Source organism: Mucilaginibacter sp. CSA2-8R, assembly GCF_038806765.1.
In the GTDB taxonomy this organism is placed as follows: Bacteria; Bacteroidota; Bacteroidia; order Sphingobacteriales; family Sphingobacteriaceae; genus Mucilaginibacter.
On record NZ_CP152389.1, the window covers coordinates 3247311 to 3265703 of the forward strand.

At 46.4% G+C, this 18393-nt stretch carries 19 protein-coding genes; 9 read left to right on the plus strand and 10 right to left on the minus strand.

Going from position 1 to position 18393, the window contains the following annotated elements:
• Positions 1 to 33: 33 nt before the first annotated feature.
• The gene (locus AAGR14_RS13870; protein WP_342644821.1) at positions 34 to 2508 is read left to right on the plus strand and encodes a TonB-dependent receptor; all 2475 of its coding nucleotides are present in this window, start codon (positions 34 to 36) and stop codon (positions 2506 to 2508) included.
• A gap of 129 nt (positions 2509 to 2637) precedes the next feature.
• Here AAGR14_RS13870 and AAGR14_RS13875 read toward each other — a convergent pair whose 3' ends face one another.
• Entirely contained in the window at positions 2638 to 3183 is a 546-nt protein-coding gene (locus AAGR14_RS13875; RefSeq protein ID WP_342644822.1) for an NAD(P)H-dependent oxidoreductase, read from the minus strand.
• An 82-nt stretch (positions 3184 to 3265) separates the two neighbouring features.
• Here AAGR14_RS13875 and AAGR14_RS13880 point away from each other — a divergent pair, with 82 nt between their 5' ends.
• Positions 3266 to 3664, plus strand: coding sequence for a helix-turn-helix domain-containing protein (locus AAGR14_RS13880; protein WP_342644823.1), 399 nt, complete (start codon positions 3266 to 3268; stop codon positions 3662 to 3664).
• Between the two features lie 386 nt (positions 3665 to 4050).
• Here the strand turns inward: AAGR14_RS13880 and AAGR14_RS13885 are convergent, their stop codons facing one another.
• From AAGR14_RS13885 to AAGR14_RS13900, 4 genes are all read right to left on the minus strand, one after another.
• Positions 4051 to 5055, minus strand: coding sequence for a hypothetical protein (locus AAGR14_RS13885; RefSeq protein ID WP_342644824.1), 1005 nt, complete (start codon positions 5053 to 5055; stop codon positions 4051 to 4053).
• Between the two features lie 62 nt (positions 5056 to 5117).
• Complete coding sequence (locus AAGR14_RS13890; RefSeq protein WP_342644825.1) at positions 5118 to 7226, minus strand: STN and carboxypeptidase regulatory-like domain-containing protein; 2109 nt, start codon at positions 7224 to 7226, stop codon at positions 5118 to 5120.
• A 67-nt stretch (positions 7227 to 7293) separates the two neighbouring features.
• Complete coding sequence (locus AAGR14_RS13895; protein WP_342644826.1) at positions 7294 to 8262, minus strand: FecR domain-containing protein; 969 nt, start codon at positions 8260 to 8262, stop codon at positions 7294 to 7296.
• Positions 8252 to 8854: an RNA polymerase sigma-70 factor gene (locus AAGR14_RS13900; RefSeq protein ID WP_342644827.1), complete on the minus strand. Its 603-nt coding sequence runs from the start codon at positions 8852 to 8854 to the stop codon at positions 8252 to 8254. The genes AAGR14_RS13895 and AAGR14_RS13900 overlap by 11 nt, the downstream gene beginning before the upstream one ends.
• A gap of 236 nt (positions 8855 to 9090) precedes the next feature.
• Here AAGR14_RS13900 and AAGR14_RS13905 point away from each other — a divergent pair, with 236 nt between their 5' ends.
• Together AAGR14_RS13905 and AAGR14_RS13910 are read left to right on the plus strand one after the other, a co-directional pair.
• Positions 9091 to 9594 (plus strand): hypothetical protein, encoded by a 504-nt coding sequence (locus AAGR14_RS13905; RefSeq protein WP_342644828.1) that lies wholly within the window; start codon positions 9091 to 9093, stop codon positions 9592 to 9594.
• A gap of 24 nt (positions 9595 to 9618) precedes the next feature.
• Positions 9619 to 9852 carry a hypothetical protein gene (locus AAGR14_RS13910; RefSeq protein WP_342644829.1) on the plus strand — a complete coding sequence of 78 codons (234 nt, stop codon included), beginning with the start codon at positions 9619 to 9621 and terminating at the stop codon, positions 9850 to 9852.
• 109 nt (positions 9853 to 9961) lie between these two features.
• On the opposite strand, the gene AAGR14_RS13915 is transcribed toward AAGR14_RS13910, so the two are convergent.
• The 4 genes from AAGR14_RS13915 to AAGR14_RS13930 form a co-directional block, all read right to left on the minus strand.
• Entirely contained in the window at positions 9962 to 10495 is a 534-nt protein-coding gene (locus AAGR14_RS13915) for a hypothetical protein (RefSeq protein WP_342644830.1), read from the minus strand.
• Between the two features lie 67 nt (positions 10496 to 10562).
• On the minus strand, positions 10563 to 10865 hold the full coding sequence (locus AAGR14_RS13920) for a hypothetical protein (protein WP_342644831.1): 303 nt from the start codon (positions 10863 to 10865) through the stop codon (positions 10563 to 10565).
• Between the two features lie 135 nt (positions 10866 to 11000).
• On the minus strand, positions 11001 to 11297 hold the full coding sequence (locus AAGR14_RS13925; protein ID WP_342644832.1) for a hypothetical protein: 297 nt from the start codon (positions 11295 to 11297) through the stop codon (positions 11001 to 11003).
• 145 nt (positions 11298 to 11442) lie between these two features.
• Positions 11443 to 12732 (minus strand): DUF2268 domain-containing putative Zn-dependent protease, encoded by a 1290-nt coding sequence (locus tag AAGR14_RS13930; RefSeq protein ID WP_342644833.1) that lies wholly within the window; start codon positions 12730 to 12732, stop codon positions 11443 to 11445.
• Between the two features lie 255 nt (positions 12733 to 12987).
• Here AAGR14_RS13930 and AAGR14_RS13935 point away from each other — a divergent pair, with 255 nt between their 5' ends.
• From AAGR14_RS13935 to AAGR14_RS13955, 5 genes are all read left to right on the plus strand, one after another.
• Positions 12988 to 13515, plus strand: a complete 528-nt coding sequence (locus AAGR14_RS13935; protein WP_342644834.1) for a hypothetical protein — start codon at positions 12988 to 12990, stop codon at positions 13513 to 13515.
• Between the two features lie 181 nt (positions 13516 to 13696).
• Positions 13697 to 13990: a hypothetical protein gene (locus AAGR14_RS13940; RefSeq protein WP_342644835.1), complete on the plus strand. Its 294-nt coding sequence runs from the start codon at positions 13697 to 13699 to the stop codon at positions 13988 to 13990.
• Between the two features lie 173 nt (positions 13991 to 14163).
• On the plus strand, positions 14164 to 14346 hold the full coding sequence (locus AAGR14_RS13945) for a hypothetical protein (protein WP_342644836.1): 183 nt from the start codon (positions 14164 to 14166) through the stop codon (positions 14344 to 14346).
• On the plus strand, positions 14343 to 14957 hold the full coding sequence (locus tag AAGR14_RS13950) for a hypothetical protein (RefSeq protein ID WP_342644837.1): 615 nt from the start codon (positions 14343 to 14345) through the stop codon (positions 14955 to 14957). The genes AAGR14_RS13945 and AAGR14_RS13950 overlap by 4 nt, the downstream gene beginning before the upstream one ends.
• A 391-nt stretch (positions 14958 to 15348) precedes the next feature.
• On the plus strand, positions 15349 to 15993 hold the full coding sequence (locus AAGR14_RS13955; protein WP_342644838.1) for an START domain-containing protein: 645 nt from the start codon (positions 15349 to 15351) through the stop codon (positions 15991 to 15993).
• A gap of 428 nt (positions 15994 to 16421) precedes the next feature.
• Here AAGR14_RS13955 and AAGR14_RS13960 read toward each other — a convergent pair whose 3' ends face one another.
• Complete coding sequence (locus AAGR14_RS13960; protein ID WP_342644839.1) at positions 16422 to 18380, minus strand: ATP-binding protein; 1959 nt, start codon at positions 18378 to 18380, stop codon at positions 16422 to 16424.
• Between the last annotated feature and the right edge of the window lie 13 nt (positions 18381 to 18393).

The window sequence follows — 18393 nt, forward strand, 5'->3', positions numbered from 1 at the left end:
CCAATCACACAAAACACTATCGTATAATTATTTATGTTTCCTAAATTATTAAAAATAACAGTTTCAGCCGTAGTGATAATACTGTTACTGCTGGAAGCAGCTACCTTATGCGCGCAGAACGGCAACAACACTTTGCTGGTACGCGTAACCGACCAGCAAACCCGCCCCCTCACCGGCATGACGGTTACTATTGAGGGCACCACCCAAAGTAATTCTACTAACAATAAAGGCGAGGCCTTTTTTACATCGGTCGCGCCTGGCGAAGTAGCCGTTATTTGCAGCGGCGTGGGTTACCAAACCCACCGCCACGCAACCCGTATTAATGCGGGCAGGCCAACCACCGTAACCATCCCACTGGCTGCGGCTCAGCAAGCCCTGCAACAGGTGGAGATTATTGGCCGTTCCCGAACTTCGTACAAAAGTGACTATACGTTTGGGGCTACCAAAACGGGTACTTACTTAAAAGACATCCCGCAGTCGGTAAGCATTATTACCAAGGAGCTGATTGCCGACCGGCAGATTGACCGCGCCTGGGATGCCACCAAACTCATTAGCGGGGTAAGCCGGTATTCGGGTTATAATGATATTGTGATTCGTGGCTTCCGCAGCGGCGAAAACCAACCGCGGTTGATCAACGGCCTACGCTCGGCCTTCGGCTTTTTTGACCAGCCCGTAACCGCCAACCTGGAGCGTATCGAAATTATTAAAGGCCCGGCCTCGGCCCTGTTTGGCAATACGGCGCCGGGCGGAACCATCAACTTCGTAACCAAAAAACCTTTGCCCACCAAACGCTACGGCATCAGCGTAACCAGCGGCAGCTTTAACACCATGCGTGCCGCGGCCGATTTTACCGGTCCGCTGATGAAGGATAGCAGCGTGCTGTTTCGCCTCAATACGGCCTACAGCCATGCCGAAAGCTTCCGTAATTTGCAGTTTAGTGATAATTATCTTATCGCACCTTCCATTACCTACCTGCCATCGCCCAAAACAGCCCTGAACGTTGATTTGGTGTACAACTACAACAAAAGCCGGATAGACCGCGGTCAGCCAATTTTCGGAGCCAGCGCTAATGGTGATATTTATTCTACCCCAATCAGCCTGGCCATTAATGCGGCCAACGATTATTACAACGTGCGCAACCTGCAATTTAACTTCAACCTGAGCCATGCCTTTACCAGCAACTTTTCGGTAAACGCCACCTATATGAAATACGGCTGGGACGAGGCCCTGTCTGAGCACCGCACCACCAACGCCTTTGCGGTAGATGGTGCCGGCAAAGAAATAGCCAGCCAAGTGGGTATGCAGTTGTTGGAACGTATGCAAAAACTGTTTTCGGACAATCTTAACCTGTTTGCCACCTTTAAAGCCGGCAAAGGCCAGCTGAAGCAAACCATATTGGTGGGTTACGATTATATTGCCCAGTTGCGCCCGGTAGGCGGCACCCAAAATGTGGCGCGCGGTTACCGCAATGCTGCCAACAACGGTGTTATCAACAGTTATAATCCGGCTAACAAGGCAGCTTATTTGCTGGATGCCAAGGGCAACCCGGTACCCAATGTAGCCCACTTTGATTTGCAGAATGTGCAGTACCCCATCCGCAACACCAGCAATTATTTTTTAACGGCCACCAACTACGCACCAAGCAAATATGCCGTTAATGCTGTTTACGTACAAGACCAGCTTACCTACCGTAACTTGCAGATTTTATTTGGTTTAAGACAGGAGTTTTACACCGATTATACCGACTATAAACAAAGTAGCCAAACCAGTGTAACCCAACGCGCCCTGATACCACGGGCGGGATTGGTGTACAGCTTAACGCCGCAAGTAAACCTTTACGGCAGTTATACCCAGGGCTACCAGCCACAAAGTGCATCGGTGTTTAGTAATCCCAATAGTGGAGGTCCGTTCGACCCGTTAAAAAGCAACATGGTAGAGGCCGGTGCCAAGGCCGGACTGTTTGAGGATGCCTTGGCTCTGAACCTGGCCGTGTACCAGATTAACCAGCGCAACGTGTTAGTGTACGCCAACGACCCGCTTAACCCCGACCTGTACCGCCAGCGCGGCCGCGAACAATCGAGGGGTCTGGAGGTCGAAGCCATTGGCAACATTTTGCCTAACCTGTCGGTAAATGCCAACTACTCATACAACGAAGCCATTGTTAAAAAAGGCCTGCCGGCCGAGCTGGGTATGCAGCGTGCTAACGCGCCCAAGCACCTGGCCAACGTATGGCTTAAATACAACGTAATTAAAGGCCCCCTGAGCGGTTTGGGCATAGGCGGCGGCATCAACCATGCATCGCGCCGTAATACCGAGATTACCACGCTGCAATTGCCCGCCTACACTACTACTGATGCTGCCTTATACTACACCTTTAATAAAGTGCGCCTGGCCGCCAACTTTAACAATATTTTTAATCAACGCTACTGGATTGCCGGTTACAACTACACCCGCATCTTCCCCGGCGAACCCCGGAACGTGATGTTTAATATAACGAAGTTGTTTTAGAAGCTCCCCAGCCCCCTAAAGTGGGAGCAGAAGTTGCTAAGTGATACCAGAGTCCTCCCTTTTGGGGAGGATTTCTAACTAATATAGCGTTGCTTTGCTTAGAGCGAAGTTTGCAGCACGGAGGGTAAATTACGCCAAGGCGGCCAGTTTTTCAATCAGCCGGTGGGCGTGTGTACGGGCTTTGCTTTTTACGTCCTCGGCAGTGTAGCCTGCGGCCAGCGAGGTGCCATGAAAGTAAATGGGGTCAATGTAATTCATTTGTGCGTAATAGGCCGTTTGTTCCATACTTTTGGTAAACTCACCGACCCTGAAATGATGGTTACCCAAAGTGGTATATTCACTTTCGGGGGCGCCGACGGTAAAACTGGGTATAAAATTTTTTCCTTTTAGCTTATCTCCTTTCGAGCCATAAGCAAACTGGTAAGTAAAAACAGTATCAAACCAAAGCTTTAAAATTGCCGGCATGTTGTACCAGTAAAACGGATACTGAAACACGACAGTTTGATGCCTGAGCAGTGCCTCCTGCTCGGCTTTCACATCAATTTGGTAATTGGGATACAGACTATGGATATCTCTTACTTCGATATCGAGACTGCTTTGTTGTAGTTGTTGAATAATGGTTTGGTTAGCTAGCGATTGACTAAAACTGGGATGTGCTAAAATGATTAATGCCATACTATAAAAATTATAGTTGCAAAAATATCTTGAGCATCTTAAATTTACAATAACTATCCAAATGGATAGGTGCAGTATACCCATGAAAACAGAATGCCAAAGCGACCAGGTACAACTTAATGACAAGATTTACTCCTGCACCGTAAGCCTGACGATGGATTTGATTGGTGGTAAATGGAAGGCTGTTATTTTATATCACCTGATAAATGGGCCTAAGCGGTACAACCAACTGCGCCGCGAAATGCCCGCCGTTACCGAAATGACGTTGAGCCTGCAACTTAAACAATTGGAAAAAGACGGGCTGTTAACCAGAAGTGTTTATGGCGAAAAGCCACCCATTAAAGTAGTTTATACCCTAACTGCTTTAGGTCAAACCCTCATCCCGTTACTTAAAGCCATTACAGATTGGGGCAACCAGGTGGCAATCACTAAGGGCAAATTCGTGCACGACCATGAGCCGGCGAAACCTTTGGGAGCGTAATAGGTCAATTAGGGCTTGATAAAAAACCTGCATACATTTTAATTCACAATACTTTCATTCATCACTATCCCAATAGATCATAAATAAGCCTGCGCGGTTAAGGATCCCTTACTGAGCAATTAGTCGTTAACATTAAAATGGCCTAACGACCATTGCCTTCAAGGATAGTTTTAAAGCGGCTTAAGATGTTCGCTTGTTTGTGCAGCAATATTTATGGTCTTGTAATTCATCAGCTCGTCGCGAACAATAAGGCGTTAGTTTACTGACGGTTATTTTATCTTATCTCAAAAAAAACTACTGTTATTTACCCCCTGCCAAGCGAGCCAAATAATTGGACAGCGCTATTGCGCTGCCCGATTCATGATTAAGGTTAGGTGTGTTTTAATTTATAGGTTAAACTTATAACCCAGTCTAAGCGATAATACATCGGGCTGATAATCGCTTTTAAAGTAATCGTAACGGGCGCTTACATTTATGTGGTTGAAATTTAACCCTAACGAGGGTGCCAGCACCACAGATGTTGGCCCGTTTATGCCGATGGCTGCACCGGCTTCGGCACCAGCATAAAGGCGGTTACCGGCATAGGCTCTGATCCCGGCTCTGAGCGGAATGATATTTTGGGCTGCCTTGCGGATAGTTATGCCGTTAGACGCATAGTTAATAGAACCACCAAGACTTTTTATGTCTCCCCAATAGTAACTATAGCTCTGTGTAAAGTAATGGCTGTAACCCGTAGTTACCAAGGCCTCGAGGTTGCGGGCGAGGTGTTTGTTCAAGCTAACTTCGGCACCTAAAACGCCTCCCTGTATGCCCGTAAGGGTTTGGCCATACAGCAAACCCATTTCTAACTGCCAGCCGGTAGTTGCATCATTTTTAGCATGAAAGGCCAGCTTGCGGGCGTCAACGTTGTAACCTAAGCGCAATGATACCGCTTTGGTAGCCGGGCTTTTGGTAAAGTCTTCGTACCGCAGGCTGAGGTCTAAGCCATTGTTAAACGCAAAACCAACCGATGGCGACCATAAAAACGAGGTACCCCACTGCTCGAAAGCAAAACCTGCACCTAGCTCGCCGGCCAAGTAAAACTGGCGGCCTGCAAAGTATTTAACCCCCGCCTTAACCGGAATAACATTATAAGGGCTGCCGTACTGTGAGTAACTTCTAAAGTGGTCTTTCTCAAAAAAATGAGTAAAGCCTGCCGAAAGCGTACCGGTTACCCGGTTGCTAAACATTTTTTCGGCACGAATATCACCGCCCAGTGTGTATTTGAAAGCTTCGCCGGTGGCCGGGCCGGCGTTAACGCCAAAGCCAACGTGCCAGCTACTTTGGGCCGATGCTGTAGCGGCCGTTAATAAACATGAAGAAAGTGTAATTAATAAAGATTTAAGCTGCATTATATTGTTTTTGCTTCTAAGACGGTAATGCTGATGCAGACCCTTACAAGCGGCTTAATTATTTATTTGTTTAGTTTTAAACGATACCCTAAACGCAGGGCAAATTGCTTAAACTCCGTTTGCAGGCCATAATCATCAAACTTAAAACCGGCCTCCAGCCCATTGCTAAAACTAAACCCGGCACTGGCAGCGTAGCTCCAAGCACGGTAAGGCCGCAGATAAGGATTCGAATACCTGTTACCGGTGTTTGCATTGATTGTGTTGAAGAAAGCAATGCCTTGCCTGGCGTTGCCAAAGGCTTGCCCAACCTCGCCCGAAATGTAAAATGTTTTCCCGGTTTTGAGTCGTACACCGGCCCTTAGCGGTACTATCCTCATCGGCTTTTCGTATATCGCAAAGTCGTTCGATTGGTAAACATACGGCACTGGCGGGGCACTGAAATAAGTGTAGCCGGTGGTGAGTATTGCGCTCAGGTTTTCGCCCAGGTCGCGTTGTAAAAATAAATCAGCTCCTTTCACCAACCTGAAAGGTTGATTCCAGCCTATGCCGGCCGTAGCGGCAGCGCCTATGTACCAGGTTTTAGAAACATCGGTGATCTTTTTAACAGCTGGTTTAAATACCGAGTTAAAAGCTATACCCAGTTCCCACCCAGTCCAATGCTGCACCGGGTTACCCAGCCGCCGGTAAAGGTAATATTTATAATCTCTGATAAGCTCGAACCGGCTTTGATAACCGGGCTGGCTGCCCGTGTACGAATATTTATTAAATGTGGTCCCGCCGAACACGCTGATGCTTTTAGTAAGCTGGTAATTAAGTAACAGCTTGCCCTGTGTCCAACGGTCGTCCCACAAACCGGTGTAGGCAAACTGGTAGTCGGCTTCGGCCGATAGGTATATGCGCTGGGTAAACATAAAATCATGACCGATGCCCATGCCAAACGAGTAAAACTTTTGATGAACGGATGGGTTAGCCGCTACAAGCAAACTACTGTAAAACCCGTGCGTACCCGTTTTTAGTGCCAGGTTGGTATTGGCCAGGTTACTGGCCGAGTAACTGAGTTTATAAAAACCATTGCGTACTATGTTAACTAAACCAATACTCATCCCCTCTGAGGTATCGGCCACGTTAACAATGCCTACCTGCACGCCTTTTAAATACCGGGTACGGTTGTGCATTGCGCTGATTTGAAGCCCGGATAACTGCTGCTCGGCCTGGTTGGTAAAAAACGAAAGTTGCACACCTTTAACCGTATCGAGCGCACGATTGTGCACCCCGGCCAGTTGCAGGCCATAAGCATTGCCACCCACCAGATTAAATACCCCTGCTAACTGTAAATACCTCGAATCGCGCTTATTGATATTAAATAAACCACCGGCCTCTATGCCGTTTACGCCGGCTGTATAGCCGCCTATCAGGTTAAGCGAAAAGCGATTTACTACCTGCGGACTAAACATGCCATGCGTACTCAACCCCGGCGTGATCGACACCTGGAACGGACGGCTCGCAAAAAAGTTGGGGATGTTGATGCTTTGTATCATTTGCCGGGTAGAGATAAAAGCCTGGCCCAAACCCGTGCGCTCTACACGGTTGCCGCGGCTTTTATCAGTTAGGTAGGCAGCCGTACCCGCACGCGCATTTACCAGCACCGACTGTAAAAAGTGTACGGTAGTGTCGTGGTAAAGCCTTTTGCCGGCCGTAACCGCTATACTACCCGAGGCGCCTGGCCGCAGCCTGAGTTTAAAGTAGCCATGCTCGTCGGTTAGGGTGGCCACGAGCTGGTCTTTATCGTAAACACTGGCATACATCAGCCGTTCGCCGCTGTGCTCATCAGTTACCAGGCCGCTTACGGATACTAAATTACCATCGGTAACTACATCCGTATTGGTAAAGGCAAGCCTGGGCATGGCCGGCGCAATAACCAGGTAGCGGCCCTGCTGCTGATACTCAAACCTGCTGCTAAAAACAGCCTGCAAAGCCGTGTTTAAGGGCTGGTTAGTCAGGTTTATAGTTACCAGGCTATCGCGGTTAATAAGGCGCCCGTCGTACGAAAAATAGATGCCGGCTTGCTTTTCCATCTCCTGCAGCACTACAAACAGTTTAGCATTTTTAACCTGCAGCGTTATTTTAGTTTGGGCCGTATCCTGCGCATTAGCACAGAACGATATTATCAAAATAAAACTGACTATAAGTAGATTACGAAAAAAGTATAAAGTAGAGGTTAATATCATTAAACGTTGTTTAACGTAGTATAATTTGGTTGGATTTACGCAGTACCGTTAAGTTAAACGTGCGGGCAATAATGGACAGAATATCATCAAGCGATTCGTTTTTAAACGTGGTATTAAGTGGCAGCTTACGCAGCTCTTTTCGGCCCAAAACAATGCGGCTGCTGTAAGCTTCGTTTAGTACTTCTATCATTCGCCAGAGTGGGGTGTTAACTGCCACAAATTCGCGGGTGCGGTAATACTGGTATAGCTGGTCGGGGTTGGCGGTTTTGCTGAGTACGTGCGTTTCGGGCTGCACTACAGCCTTTTCGCCGGTTTTAAGCATTACCGTTTGGCTACCCAATTTTACCGCTACCATACCGCTTTCTACAATTACCTCTACCCGGCCATGGTTATTTTTAACGTTAAACGACGTACCCAGCACCTGTACCGTAGTACTGCCGGCGCTGATGATAAATGGCCTTTGGCTTTGGTGTTTCACCTTAAAAAATGCCTCGCCGCGGGTAAGTGCTACCTTGCGCTGCACGCCGTTAAACCTGCGGGCAAATTGCAGTTCGGTATTTTTGTTAAGGGTAAGTACCGAGCCATCGGGCAGGGTATCGGTTTGCACGTGGTTATGTGTAATAACTTCAACCCGTTGCCTGCTATTGCCCATGGCAAGCCACCAGGCCACAGCCGCAAACAGCAACACAGATGCCGCCGCCATTAGCCAGACCGTGGTTTTTTGCAACTGCCTTACTTTACCTTTGGCTGGGTTGCTGCGCTGTTTGATGGCTTTTTGCTTTAGCCGCTGTAAAGATGCGGCAGCACCATCCGGGCCGGTGTAGTTTAAGCGGCCGCTGGTTTCCCAAATCAATTTAAAATCCTGAAACTGCTTTTCGTGGTCAGGGTGAGCCTGCCGCCACTGCATAAGGTGTACAGCCACCTCGGGCGCACAATTGCCCGACAGGTAACTCACCAGTATATCATCATCAACAATCATGGCGATGTATTAAAAGGGTGAATAATTTTGTTAAAGCCGGTGCCAGCAAAGGCAGGTAGTCAGCCAGGCTGATCCGGAGTTTTTTAAGCGCGCGGCTCATCTGAGTTTCCACCGTTTTGATGGAAAGGCCTAACCGGGTTGCTATTTCATGATATTTAAGCTCTTCAAAACGGCTAAGCTGAAAGATGGTGCGGCACTGCTCGGGCAAATTGCCAATGGCCGCATGTACCTGCGTTTCGAGCTCGGTATATTGCAATTTGGCCGCGGGCGTTTCGGTATGCTCAGGTTCGGCTGCGGTACCAGTGTTAAAATTTTGCCTTGGTTTTTGCTGTTTCAGGCTGTTTAAGCACTCATGGTAAACCGACCGGTACAGGTAGCTTTTTAATGATGTGTGAATAACTAGCGGGGTATCGCGCTCCAGCAGTTTTAAAAATACATGGTGCACCATTTCTTCGGCCAGGGCAGCGTCCTGCATAAAAGTAAAAGCATACCGGTGCAAGCCTGCATATTGCCCGAGGTAAATGCTATTTAAGGTTTCCTCTTGCCTGAAATCAATTTCGGTAGCGCTGTTGTGCGGGTTAATTTGCTGCAAAATTCGGTAATATTTTCACAATGTTGCCGGTGAGACAACCCTGCCGGCGTTTACCCCTACAAAGGACTTATATTTTTTTAAAAAATAGGCCTCCATTAAACGATAGGCCCGCAAACCCATCTCAACTATATTGTTGAAACAGTAATCAACAAAAAATATACTTTTGCTTACTAATCAAAATTGGGCTTCAAAACCTTCCCCTTCACGGGGGACATTTAAAGGGAACTCAGGAATTTATGAAACATCCAATATTTACCACGTTAGCACTGGCCGCACTGTTTGCTGCCGGTTGCCAGACTCAAAAAAATAAAACTACCGCCGTACAGGACAATGTACCGGCCGGTGCCGACACCGCCAAGCTGCAAACGCGCCTTTATGTGCCGGCGCAGGCTATATCTGCCGATTCGGTGATGCTAACGTTTACGGTTATAAACCATGGCAGTGAGCCAAAGCGTTTTTGCAAATGGGAAACCCCGTTTGAGCCTCGCCTGGGCAAATACTTTGACATACAAAATGCCCAAGGCGCCGAAGCACCTTTTAAAGGCGCCATGGCCCGCCGCATAATGCCGCCACCTGCCGAAGCCTACCTTACCGTGGCCGCGCACGATAGCACCACCACTACCATTAACCTAGCCCGCAACTACACCCTGCAAGCCGGTGCCTACACCATAAAATATGTTGGCGGTGGAGTGAGCGGATTAGAAGCCGGAAACGTAGTGAAAGTAAACGTGGGACGCTAATAACTGAGGTTTGACGGGAAGGCCATGCCTGTGAATTTTACCCCTTACACCGCAGCATTTTTAGCGATGACTATTGCATACGTTTTTAGCATGTACCGCAGCCATGCCTTGCTAAGAAAAATAAACGCCGAAGGTGAGCCCAGGTATTGGCCGTTTAGTAACCGTAAAAAACTTGAGGTTATGCGCCAAATCAGCACTTCGTCGGCCGATGTAAGGCTGCACAGCTTGGCTAAGCAGTATTTAATGAATATTAAATAATTAAATAGTTATGTACTTTACATAGGCGTAGGGTTGTTTATGTTAATGGCTGCTTTAGGTGTTTAATACGATGTAAAAATGCATCACAGTGACTTGCAGTGTTATATTATTAACGTATAGGCTCCCAGTCTCCTTTTTTAAAGTAAACGTTATTAAACTTAGGCGAACGAAAAGCTAAAGTAAAACTCCATGCACCACGTATTGCAGTAGGATCCTGGCGCATGATGTGGTGCGTATTGGCCTCCATATTTAAAATTAGCCGGGCAGACGCATAATCGGTAGTAGTAGACACTGTGCCTTTATAAGTTTTAAGAATTTTTGCCTCATTGGTTACGTAAAAATATATCGAGTCATTATCCTTGATTTCAAACCGAAAGTGATTGTACTGCCAGTCGGCCTGTTTGCCGGCAAAATAACTCCGGTTGATGACGTATGTGCCGTGATAGTCATTCTTATTAAGGTTCTTTTTATCGAAAAGCCCGCGGAATATCACGGACAAGAAACCTAAAACAAAAACAAACATCCATAAGCAACCCAGTGCCTTACCAAAGACTCGCTTGCGGCTAATAGCCCAAATAATCAGCAGTAATGCCGTGGCAGGTATTAAAATAACGATGAAAAATATGCCAAATCCAAATCCCACGCCTAAATGTAATTTTTGTTCTGATTAATTGATGTCGACTTTTGAGTCAGTTTACACTAACGTTTTTTTATCGCCCTATCCCCCGGTAAAGCTTAAATTCGGGTAAGCGCATGGCAGGGAATTGCAGGATGTGCACGCCCCCGCAACAAAACCAAGAGGTGTCGTTTAGTAAGCTTATAGATTGCAACTGGTTGTTACTAAACCGGTAAATGTGGTCAGCTGCATCCACGCAGAATGCGAGCTTAATCACCTTGTAGCGCTTTCGCTCAGGAAAATCTTCAAAAAATACATTGAGAAATTTTGCCTCGCTCATACCCACTTGAATACCTTTAGTAAAAGCAACATCAGGATCATTGATTTCTCCTTTCATAATATCAGAATGCGCCGATACCTCGGGATCATTGTCAAAATAAAATATTTAGTTTGCTTGACTTATATTTTAAGACGTGATAACGTTCTCTTCCACCATGGGTGTTTAAGGTACGATCAACTACAGTAAATTTTTTCAGCAGATTATTTTAAAGCCTGCAGCACTCTTAAATTTTCCGAAAGGGTAATGTATGAAACGACTACAGGTAGCAATGGCCAGCGTATCGGCACTGCTCTTTTCAACTTTATTGGTATCAAAAAAAACTCTCGGATTTACTTTGTAGCCATCGATGCGTACATCTTCTGTGGTGTCCGCCGCTGTAGTTTTTGAATAGGTAATTTCCGGGGTTGGAGCAATGCCATTCAAAGAATTTTGCCAACTTAAAAGCACTAACGCGGCTAAGCATCCTAATAGCAGTGAAAAGGTTTTCATAACGCTAAAGATAGATTTTCTGACGGATAGTAAAAATTTGATAGCACGGCTCAACTATACAAAGTTTACCAAACCTACGCTAACCAAGTCAGGCTAACCACAGAAATTAACGCATGTGTATTTCTCTGATACTCCTAGCCCCCCACTACATCGCGGCCACTTTAGCCTCCCAGCCACTGGTTTTTAGAAACGCCTGGTAATCGCGGATGTGCAGCATATCATAAATGGCCTGCTTTTTATCTGTTGCCTGGTTGTAGTAGGCACGGCAAATTTGGTAGCCTATCCAGTACCCCTGGTCGGGTGGGTTATCGGGGCCGGATTGTTTAGAGTTGGCTATCCAGTTGTCATAGCGGTTTTGGTACATATCGGCAGTAAACTTGTTCCAAATTCGTTTTTCTTTGCCGGTGGCCCAGGTAACCAGTTTAGCGCTGGGATTACGGCCGCTAATCAGTTCGCCCATAAAATCGGCCATGCCCTCGCGTATCACGTAACTCAATGTAGTGGTATCCTGTTTCATGCCATCCTGCTGGTAATGGATCAGCTCGTGTGCTACCACTGCAGGTAAACCGCTAACCGGGTTAAGGCGCGTTTGCATCCGGGCGCTCAGCTCACCTAATGGCGTTTTGCTATCGGCCGCCGACTGGTTAACGCCCAGCAACAAACCGGCGTTAGATACCGTTCCGCCGCTGGTAAACGCGCCGATGATGAAGTATACATCCGGAAAGCGGGCATCATCATAAATCTTTTTAAAGTTTCGGTAAGACGATTCAAAATCCGGTTTAAAAGCATCAATCTTCAAAGTGTTTTTGCGGATGGCGCTGTAAAACTTAGGGGCCGACCTGATGTGGCTGACAAACTCGTCGATGCTGCCTACCTTCAGATCCATGTAATCGTTCATGCCGCGGCTGGCGCGGTCAAAGTAAAACTTACGCATAATTTGCTTAAAATGCGCGGTGTCTTTAATGGCTTTATCGTAAGCCTCCCAAAAATGATGGATATCTGTAGTAATAAAACCAGCCCTGGCCGGATCTGCGTTAATTACCTTTTTGCTTTCCTTAACGTCGTTTACGGCGGCCGTCCAACCCGGCAGGTTATGCAAAACATCAAAATCGGTATCTGCCAGCAAATGTGCTTTGTTGCTGTAACCCGCAGTAATAGCCTTGTTTAAAATAAGCAGGGCCGAATCTTGTTTATTTTGCAGACTTAAGCAGCACGCCATGTTATAGTAAGCGTTAACCTTTTTAGCCGGAAAATCGCTCTGCTGGGCTACTGCCGCATAATAAGTAGTAGCCGGCGCATATTGTTTAGCCTTATACAAGCTATCGGCCAGTGTACCCATACGCGGCACGCTAAGCTTTTGCTGGCTAAACGCTGCACCGCCCCAAATGCCTAAAGCGGTGGTTACCAAAAAGGGTAATATGCTATTTTTATACATCGAATATTTTGAATTTAAAAGCTGTTTTAAGGTAGACGCACCATCGCCATAAACGTGACGGCGAAACGCTTTTTAATGATAACAAATATATAAAAGTATGCTTTAGCGAAGGCTTGGCTACAGGCTTAGTTTACGTCGCTTACACATGATAAACAGCGGCAGCAGGCAAATGCTTGCATTACTTCTGTCAACTCCTGCAAACATCTGATAATGATTACTGTATAACATTTATATTTTCTAAAACCGATTTTATTTATGAAGTTCCGTGCCCTTTTTTTTATGCTTAGTATTCTCCTTCCGGCATACAGCGACAGCCAAAGCTTACTTAGTAGCACCACCCAAAAGCAGGTAAACCAGGTAACCTTTAAAGCTGCTGCGGATGACGTGCAACCATCGGCACAGGGTACGAAAGTGGGGTTTAAATCGGTAAGCGAATGGCTTATAACCATTACCAACGGTAACCAGCCACAAAAGCACATCAGCCAATATAATATCAGGCTGTTTGAGGCTCCCGGCGCTTGCACCTTATCGCTCACCGGCGTCAACACTTATAAAGAGGGTATCGGCTTCCAATCCACCCGCATTGATTACACTCCGAGGGAGATGTACTGCGACCTGCCGCCGGCCTACTTTCAAAACCTGACCCGCGACCAATTGCCAGCCAAAATTATAGAAGAACTCAAAAGCTTTACGGCAAGTGCAAGTTTCAAAAATTCGTTTTTGGCCCAGGCAGATCAGATTGTTTTGGAAAGTAACGGAGAGGTAATCTGGAAGAAAAATTAGAGGTTGGATGCGGGGCGATAAAGACACCGTTTTGCACCGGGGCTATTATACTAACGCCCCCCGCCTCACAGTCCACTTTAATAAAGCTTAAAGAAGACAGCATCCGGATTAAAGAAATGTTTTAAGGGTGATCAGCGCATGGTGGGATACTTACATTTGAGGAAACAAACAAATATTGTAGATGAAACCATGCGGGAGTTTTAAAATTAACCATACATTTAGCTTACAGCAGCGGGGTGTGGTGCTGACCGGCACTTTATTAGAAGGGACTGTTGACAGCGGTAATTATTTAAAGATACCCCGCCAGCCTGAAGAGCTTTTACTCAAAATAGTATCTGTAGAATATGTTGACCATCTACAGCCGCATCACACTGAACTGGGTTTAGTTGTGAAGCCTAAAGGCGGTTTTTTTGTGACGGAGATTGAGGCTTATAGAGGTGTGAGTTTGCTCGTGATGAATGCGGGCAATTCTTAAAAATCATTTCTGCTTTCAGTTTATGTTCAATAGAGAGAGTACTTTGCGTGGTGGTATATGGGGTTCGGTATGACGAGGATACGAAGCAACCTTTTTAAGATAAACAGACTATTTAAACAACGCTTTTAGGCCATTTATCAGTGGTAAAGCAATAGCTTCATATGCTCGCTGGAATGAGTCAAGGTAAAAGCCTGAATAATGGCACGCTGTTCACCTGCATAAACAGGACGATTGAAGATGTTACTTATCCCACCAGCTACCTACTGCCGCACTATCACAGCAAAATTTACCATCGTCATCAACAAAAAAAGCAGTTCAGATATTTTAACACTGTAATTGCCAACACCCGCTTATGAAACCTTTTTTTCGTTTACTGGCCATCCCGGTTGTGGTAATGGCCTGCACCACTAAACCCAAACCAGCTGCCCAAAACAGCAGCACTACCACCATTGACAGCTCGGTGGCCGTAACCAAAACCGCAACGTCGCCCAAGCGCCAACCCGCTGCCGAATGGCTGATTGTGCCGGGTAAAAGCGTTGGCAAAGTCACCATTGACGAAAATGCTGACAGCGTACTTATTGCCCTGGGCCAGCCTAACCTTACTGATGGCGCCATGGGGAGTGCGCTGCTGACCTGGTTGGGCAAAAACGGCGACAGCAACTCCCGCGTTAGCGTTTTTACCCAGCGCGATATGGGCGGGCCCGACGAAACCGTTAGCCGGGTAAAGCAAATCAGGGTAACCTCTCCGCAGTTTAAAACGGCCGAAGGTATCGGTGCAGGAGCTACGCTCACTGACCTCAGCGCCCATTACAGCATCAAAGCGGTAGATAAATACAAACAGCTTAAAGTATATGACGACCTGCAACACGGTATCGCTTTTGACGTTGACAGCCTGACCAACCGCTGTGTAGCCATCAGCGTACATACCCCCTTTAACCGCAATGCGGCACATATGAATTTGAGGTAGCGGTGATAGAATAAATAACTGCCTGTAACTCACAAGCCAGAGGCTTGCGGTAGCTGAAAACAAAGAAAAAGAATTGCTGCCGCAAGCCTCCGGCTTGTGCGCCCCGATGCACACGCCATCCCTTAATTTACTGCGCCAACAATGACCTATGTACACCAAAAGATGCTGCCTATTTAGAGGCACGCTTTATAGGCCTATTTACCATTGCGTCGCTTAGTAACGTTTTTGCAGCGTTTTGCTAAAATAGTACGCCAAACGATTCTTCTAATTTTCACATTCTTCCGACGTTCTTTTTTACTACTTTTCCCTGCACTTATTGGCACCTACTTTGTAATTGGCTTATTGAAGAAACACACCACCCAGAATAAAAAATTAACTATACATATACGCATTGAAAATATTAAATTCAATTATCAAATTACTCGTTGTTCTAATCGTTATAACGGCAGCTACGGGTTTTGAAACGCTTTACGGGCAAACGGACTGGAAACTTGAAAAGGATCAGGACGATATTCAGGTTTATTCAAAAATATTGAAAGACAGCAAGTTTAAATCTTTAAAGGTAACCTGTAAACTTCAGTGCACGCCTGTAGAACTGACCTCAGTTATAATGGATGTAGAAAATAGCTGCAAATGGGTGTACCATACCCAAAACTGCAAATTACTTAAAAAACTAAGTCCTGCTGAGCTATACTACTATGCCGAGGTTTCGGTTCCGTGGCCTGTTAGCAACAGAGACTATGTAGTTCATATAACCTCCACTAAGCCTGATGATCAAACCACCATTATAAACTCTAACTGTGTTGCGGGCTGGATTCCGTTAAGCGATAAAAAGGTGCGGATTGTAAATTCATCCGGCATGTGGCGAATTGAAAAACAAAAAAACGACCTGGTCAACGTTACCTATACTACAGAAATAGATCCGGGTGGATCTGTCCCTACCTGGTTAATTAACCTATTTGCAGCGCAGGGACCATTGGAGTCGTTCAAAAAATTAAAGTTGGAGGTCAGAAATCTGCATAACAGTCACTTATAGCGTTTAAGTGAAATCCTCAGCGTCAGCATAATCCTTTCTACAAGCGTAACAGCAATAAGGATGAATGCCTGTTTTTATAAACAACATAAACAACCATAATCAGATCAAAAAAAGCTTGTCTTTAATTTCGCGGGCAATGCAATACTTATCACCGAACTGTTTTTAGACCCTATGGCCAGCATCTCCTGATTAGCTGTTTTAATGGTATGCTTTGAACCAACAAACATGGCTGCCCCTATAGCCAAAGCATCTACCAGCGCCTGTTCAAAAAACTTGTATTGGATATGATAAATCTAAACCTGCTTAATAAGCAGGTGCAAATATGTCTTTAGTACCGTTGTTTTAAGAGAAGGATTAGATTATTTGATTTTAAAGCCGGTAGAACTTACAAAAGTGCAATGTCATTACTGCCGAAATTAACCATCCCCTTAGGCTAACGGTAATCTAAAATAAAAGGTAGATCCCACTCCTATTTCGCTATCCACCCCTACCTCGCCGCCATGGCGGCGCACAATTTCGGCACAAAGGTATAGCCCTATGCCAAAGCCCGAAATAGTTTTAGTGTTTTTGCTTTCTACCCGGTAAAAACGGTCGAACAGGCGGGCTGTATCTTGCGGGCTGATGCCCAAACCTTCGTCGATTACGTTTACTTGCACCTGGCTGGCATCGGTTGTAAAACAGCTTACGGTAATTTGCTTGCCGTTGGGCGAGTATTTTACAGCGTTACTTAAAAAATTGTTAATCACCTGCCCAATCTTATCACGGTCGGCATACACCTGTACCGGCCCGCATGGCCGTATCAAAATCTGGTGTTTTTGCGAAAACAGACGATTCTCTTCCACACACTCCTGCACCAGGTCGGCCATGATGAAGTGCTGCCGGTCGAGATTAATTTTACCGGATTCCATACGGGCAAGATCTAAAAAGCCTTTGATGAGGGTCTGCATTTTTTCGATTTGCCGGTCTACCTTATGCAAACTGCCTTCGGTAAAAGCATCACCGTTTTTAAGCGCCTTTTGGGCCAGCATCTGCACAAAGGCCTTGGCCGAGGTGAGCGGCGTTTTAAGCTCGTGGCTTACCATGGCCACAAAATCATTTTTGCGAGCCTCGTCTTCCTTACTTTCGGTAATCTCCATCAGCAAGCCCGAAAACTGCGGTGCATCGCCCATTTCGGCCGGGTAAAGTTTGCCAAAGGCCCGTACCCAGCGCAGTTTGCTATCGCGGTAACCCATAATTGGAAACTCCACATCGTATTTATCGCCGCTTATCATAGCGGCATTAAATATTTCTACAACATTATCACGATAATCTTCCCTGATTTGAGCGATGCTTTCATCAAGCGTCATTTCGTCGTCAGCATAAAAGCCAAACAGCTCTTTAACCCGCTCGGTAGCTGTCAGCTTACGGCTAAGGGTATCTACATACCATGAACCCATATCGGCCGATTGTACCGTAAGCCTGAACTGCTCCTCAACCATTTCGCGCCGGCGGCGTTCCAGCAGTTTTTCGGTTACTTCGTTCAGTATCACCAATACGCCGGTAATATTACCGTCGCCATCTTTTACCGGTGTGTAAACAGAGTTGAGATAAGCCTCGCGCAAACCGTTGCCATCCTTCACTTTAACTCTAATTTCGTTATTGTTGATGACCTGTCCGGTCTGGTAAACTTTTTCCAGCTGCTCAAAAATGTCCTGGCCTTCCATTTCGGGGCGGGCCTGGCGGTGCGGCTTGCCCAGCAACTCGCGGGCGGTGCGGCCCCATATTTTAAGAATTGGGGCGTTTACCTGTGCAATAACCATATCGCTGCCGGTAAACCAGGCCAGGCCCAGCGGCGATTGCTCAAAGATATTACGAAACAGCGTTTCACTCTGGGCCAGCTGGTCGTACAGGTATTGTAAATGCTGCTGGGTTTCGGTTAACTCCTCATTGGTGGCCTGGTACTCTTCGTTTATGGAGAGTAGTTCCTCATTGGCCGAAGTCAACTCCTCATTAAGCGCTTCAGCCTGCTCTTCTTTGATGTGTACCTGCTGCCAGGCTTTTACCCTCTCGGTAACATCTGATGCCGTGTTAATAATAGCATAAGTCTGGCCATTGTCATCAAGCACGGGCCGGTACTCAAAATCAAAGTAGGTAGGTGTTAATACACCATTATTGTTGATGTTGGTGAGTGTATCGGTTGCGGTATATACTTCGGCATTTTGCCATACCCGGTCCAGTATCGGTAAAAATTCTGCAAACTCGGGAGCTGCCTCCGCCAGGGGTTTATTCTTAATGCTGTCGTCTTTGTGCCAGAGGCGCAGCATGGCCTCATTAATAAAGCCGATGTGCAGTTGCCTGCTGGTAAATACCACCGTACCCTCCCGCGCTTGCGCAAGTATTTGAAGCATGATACTGCCGGGC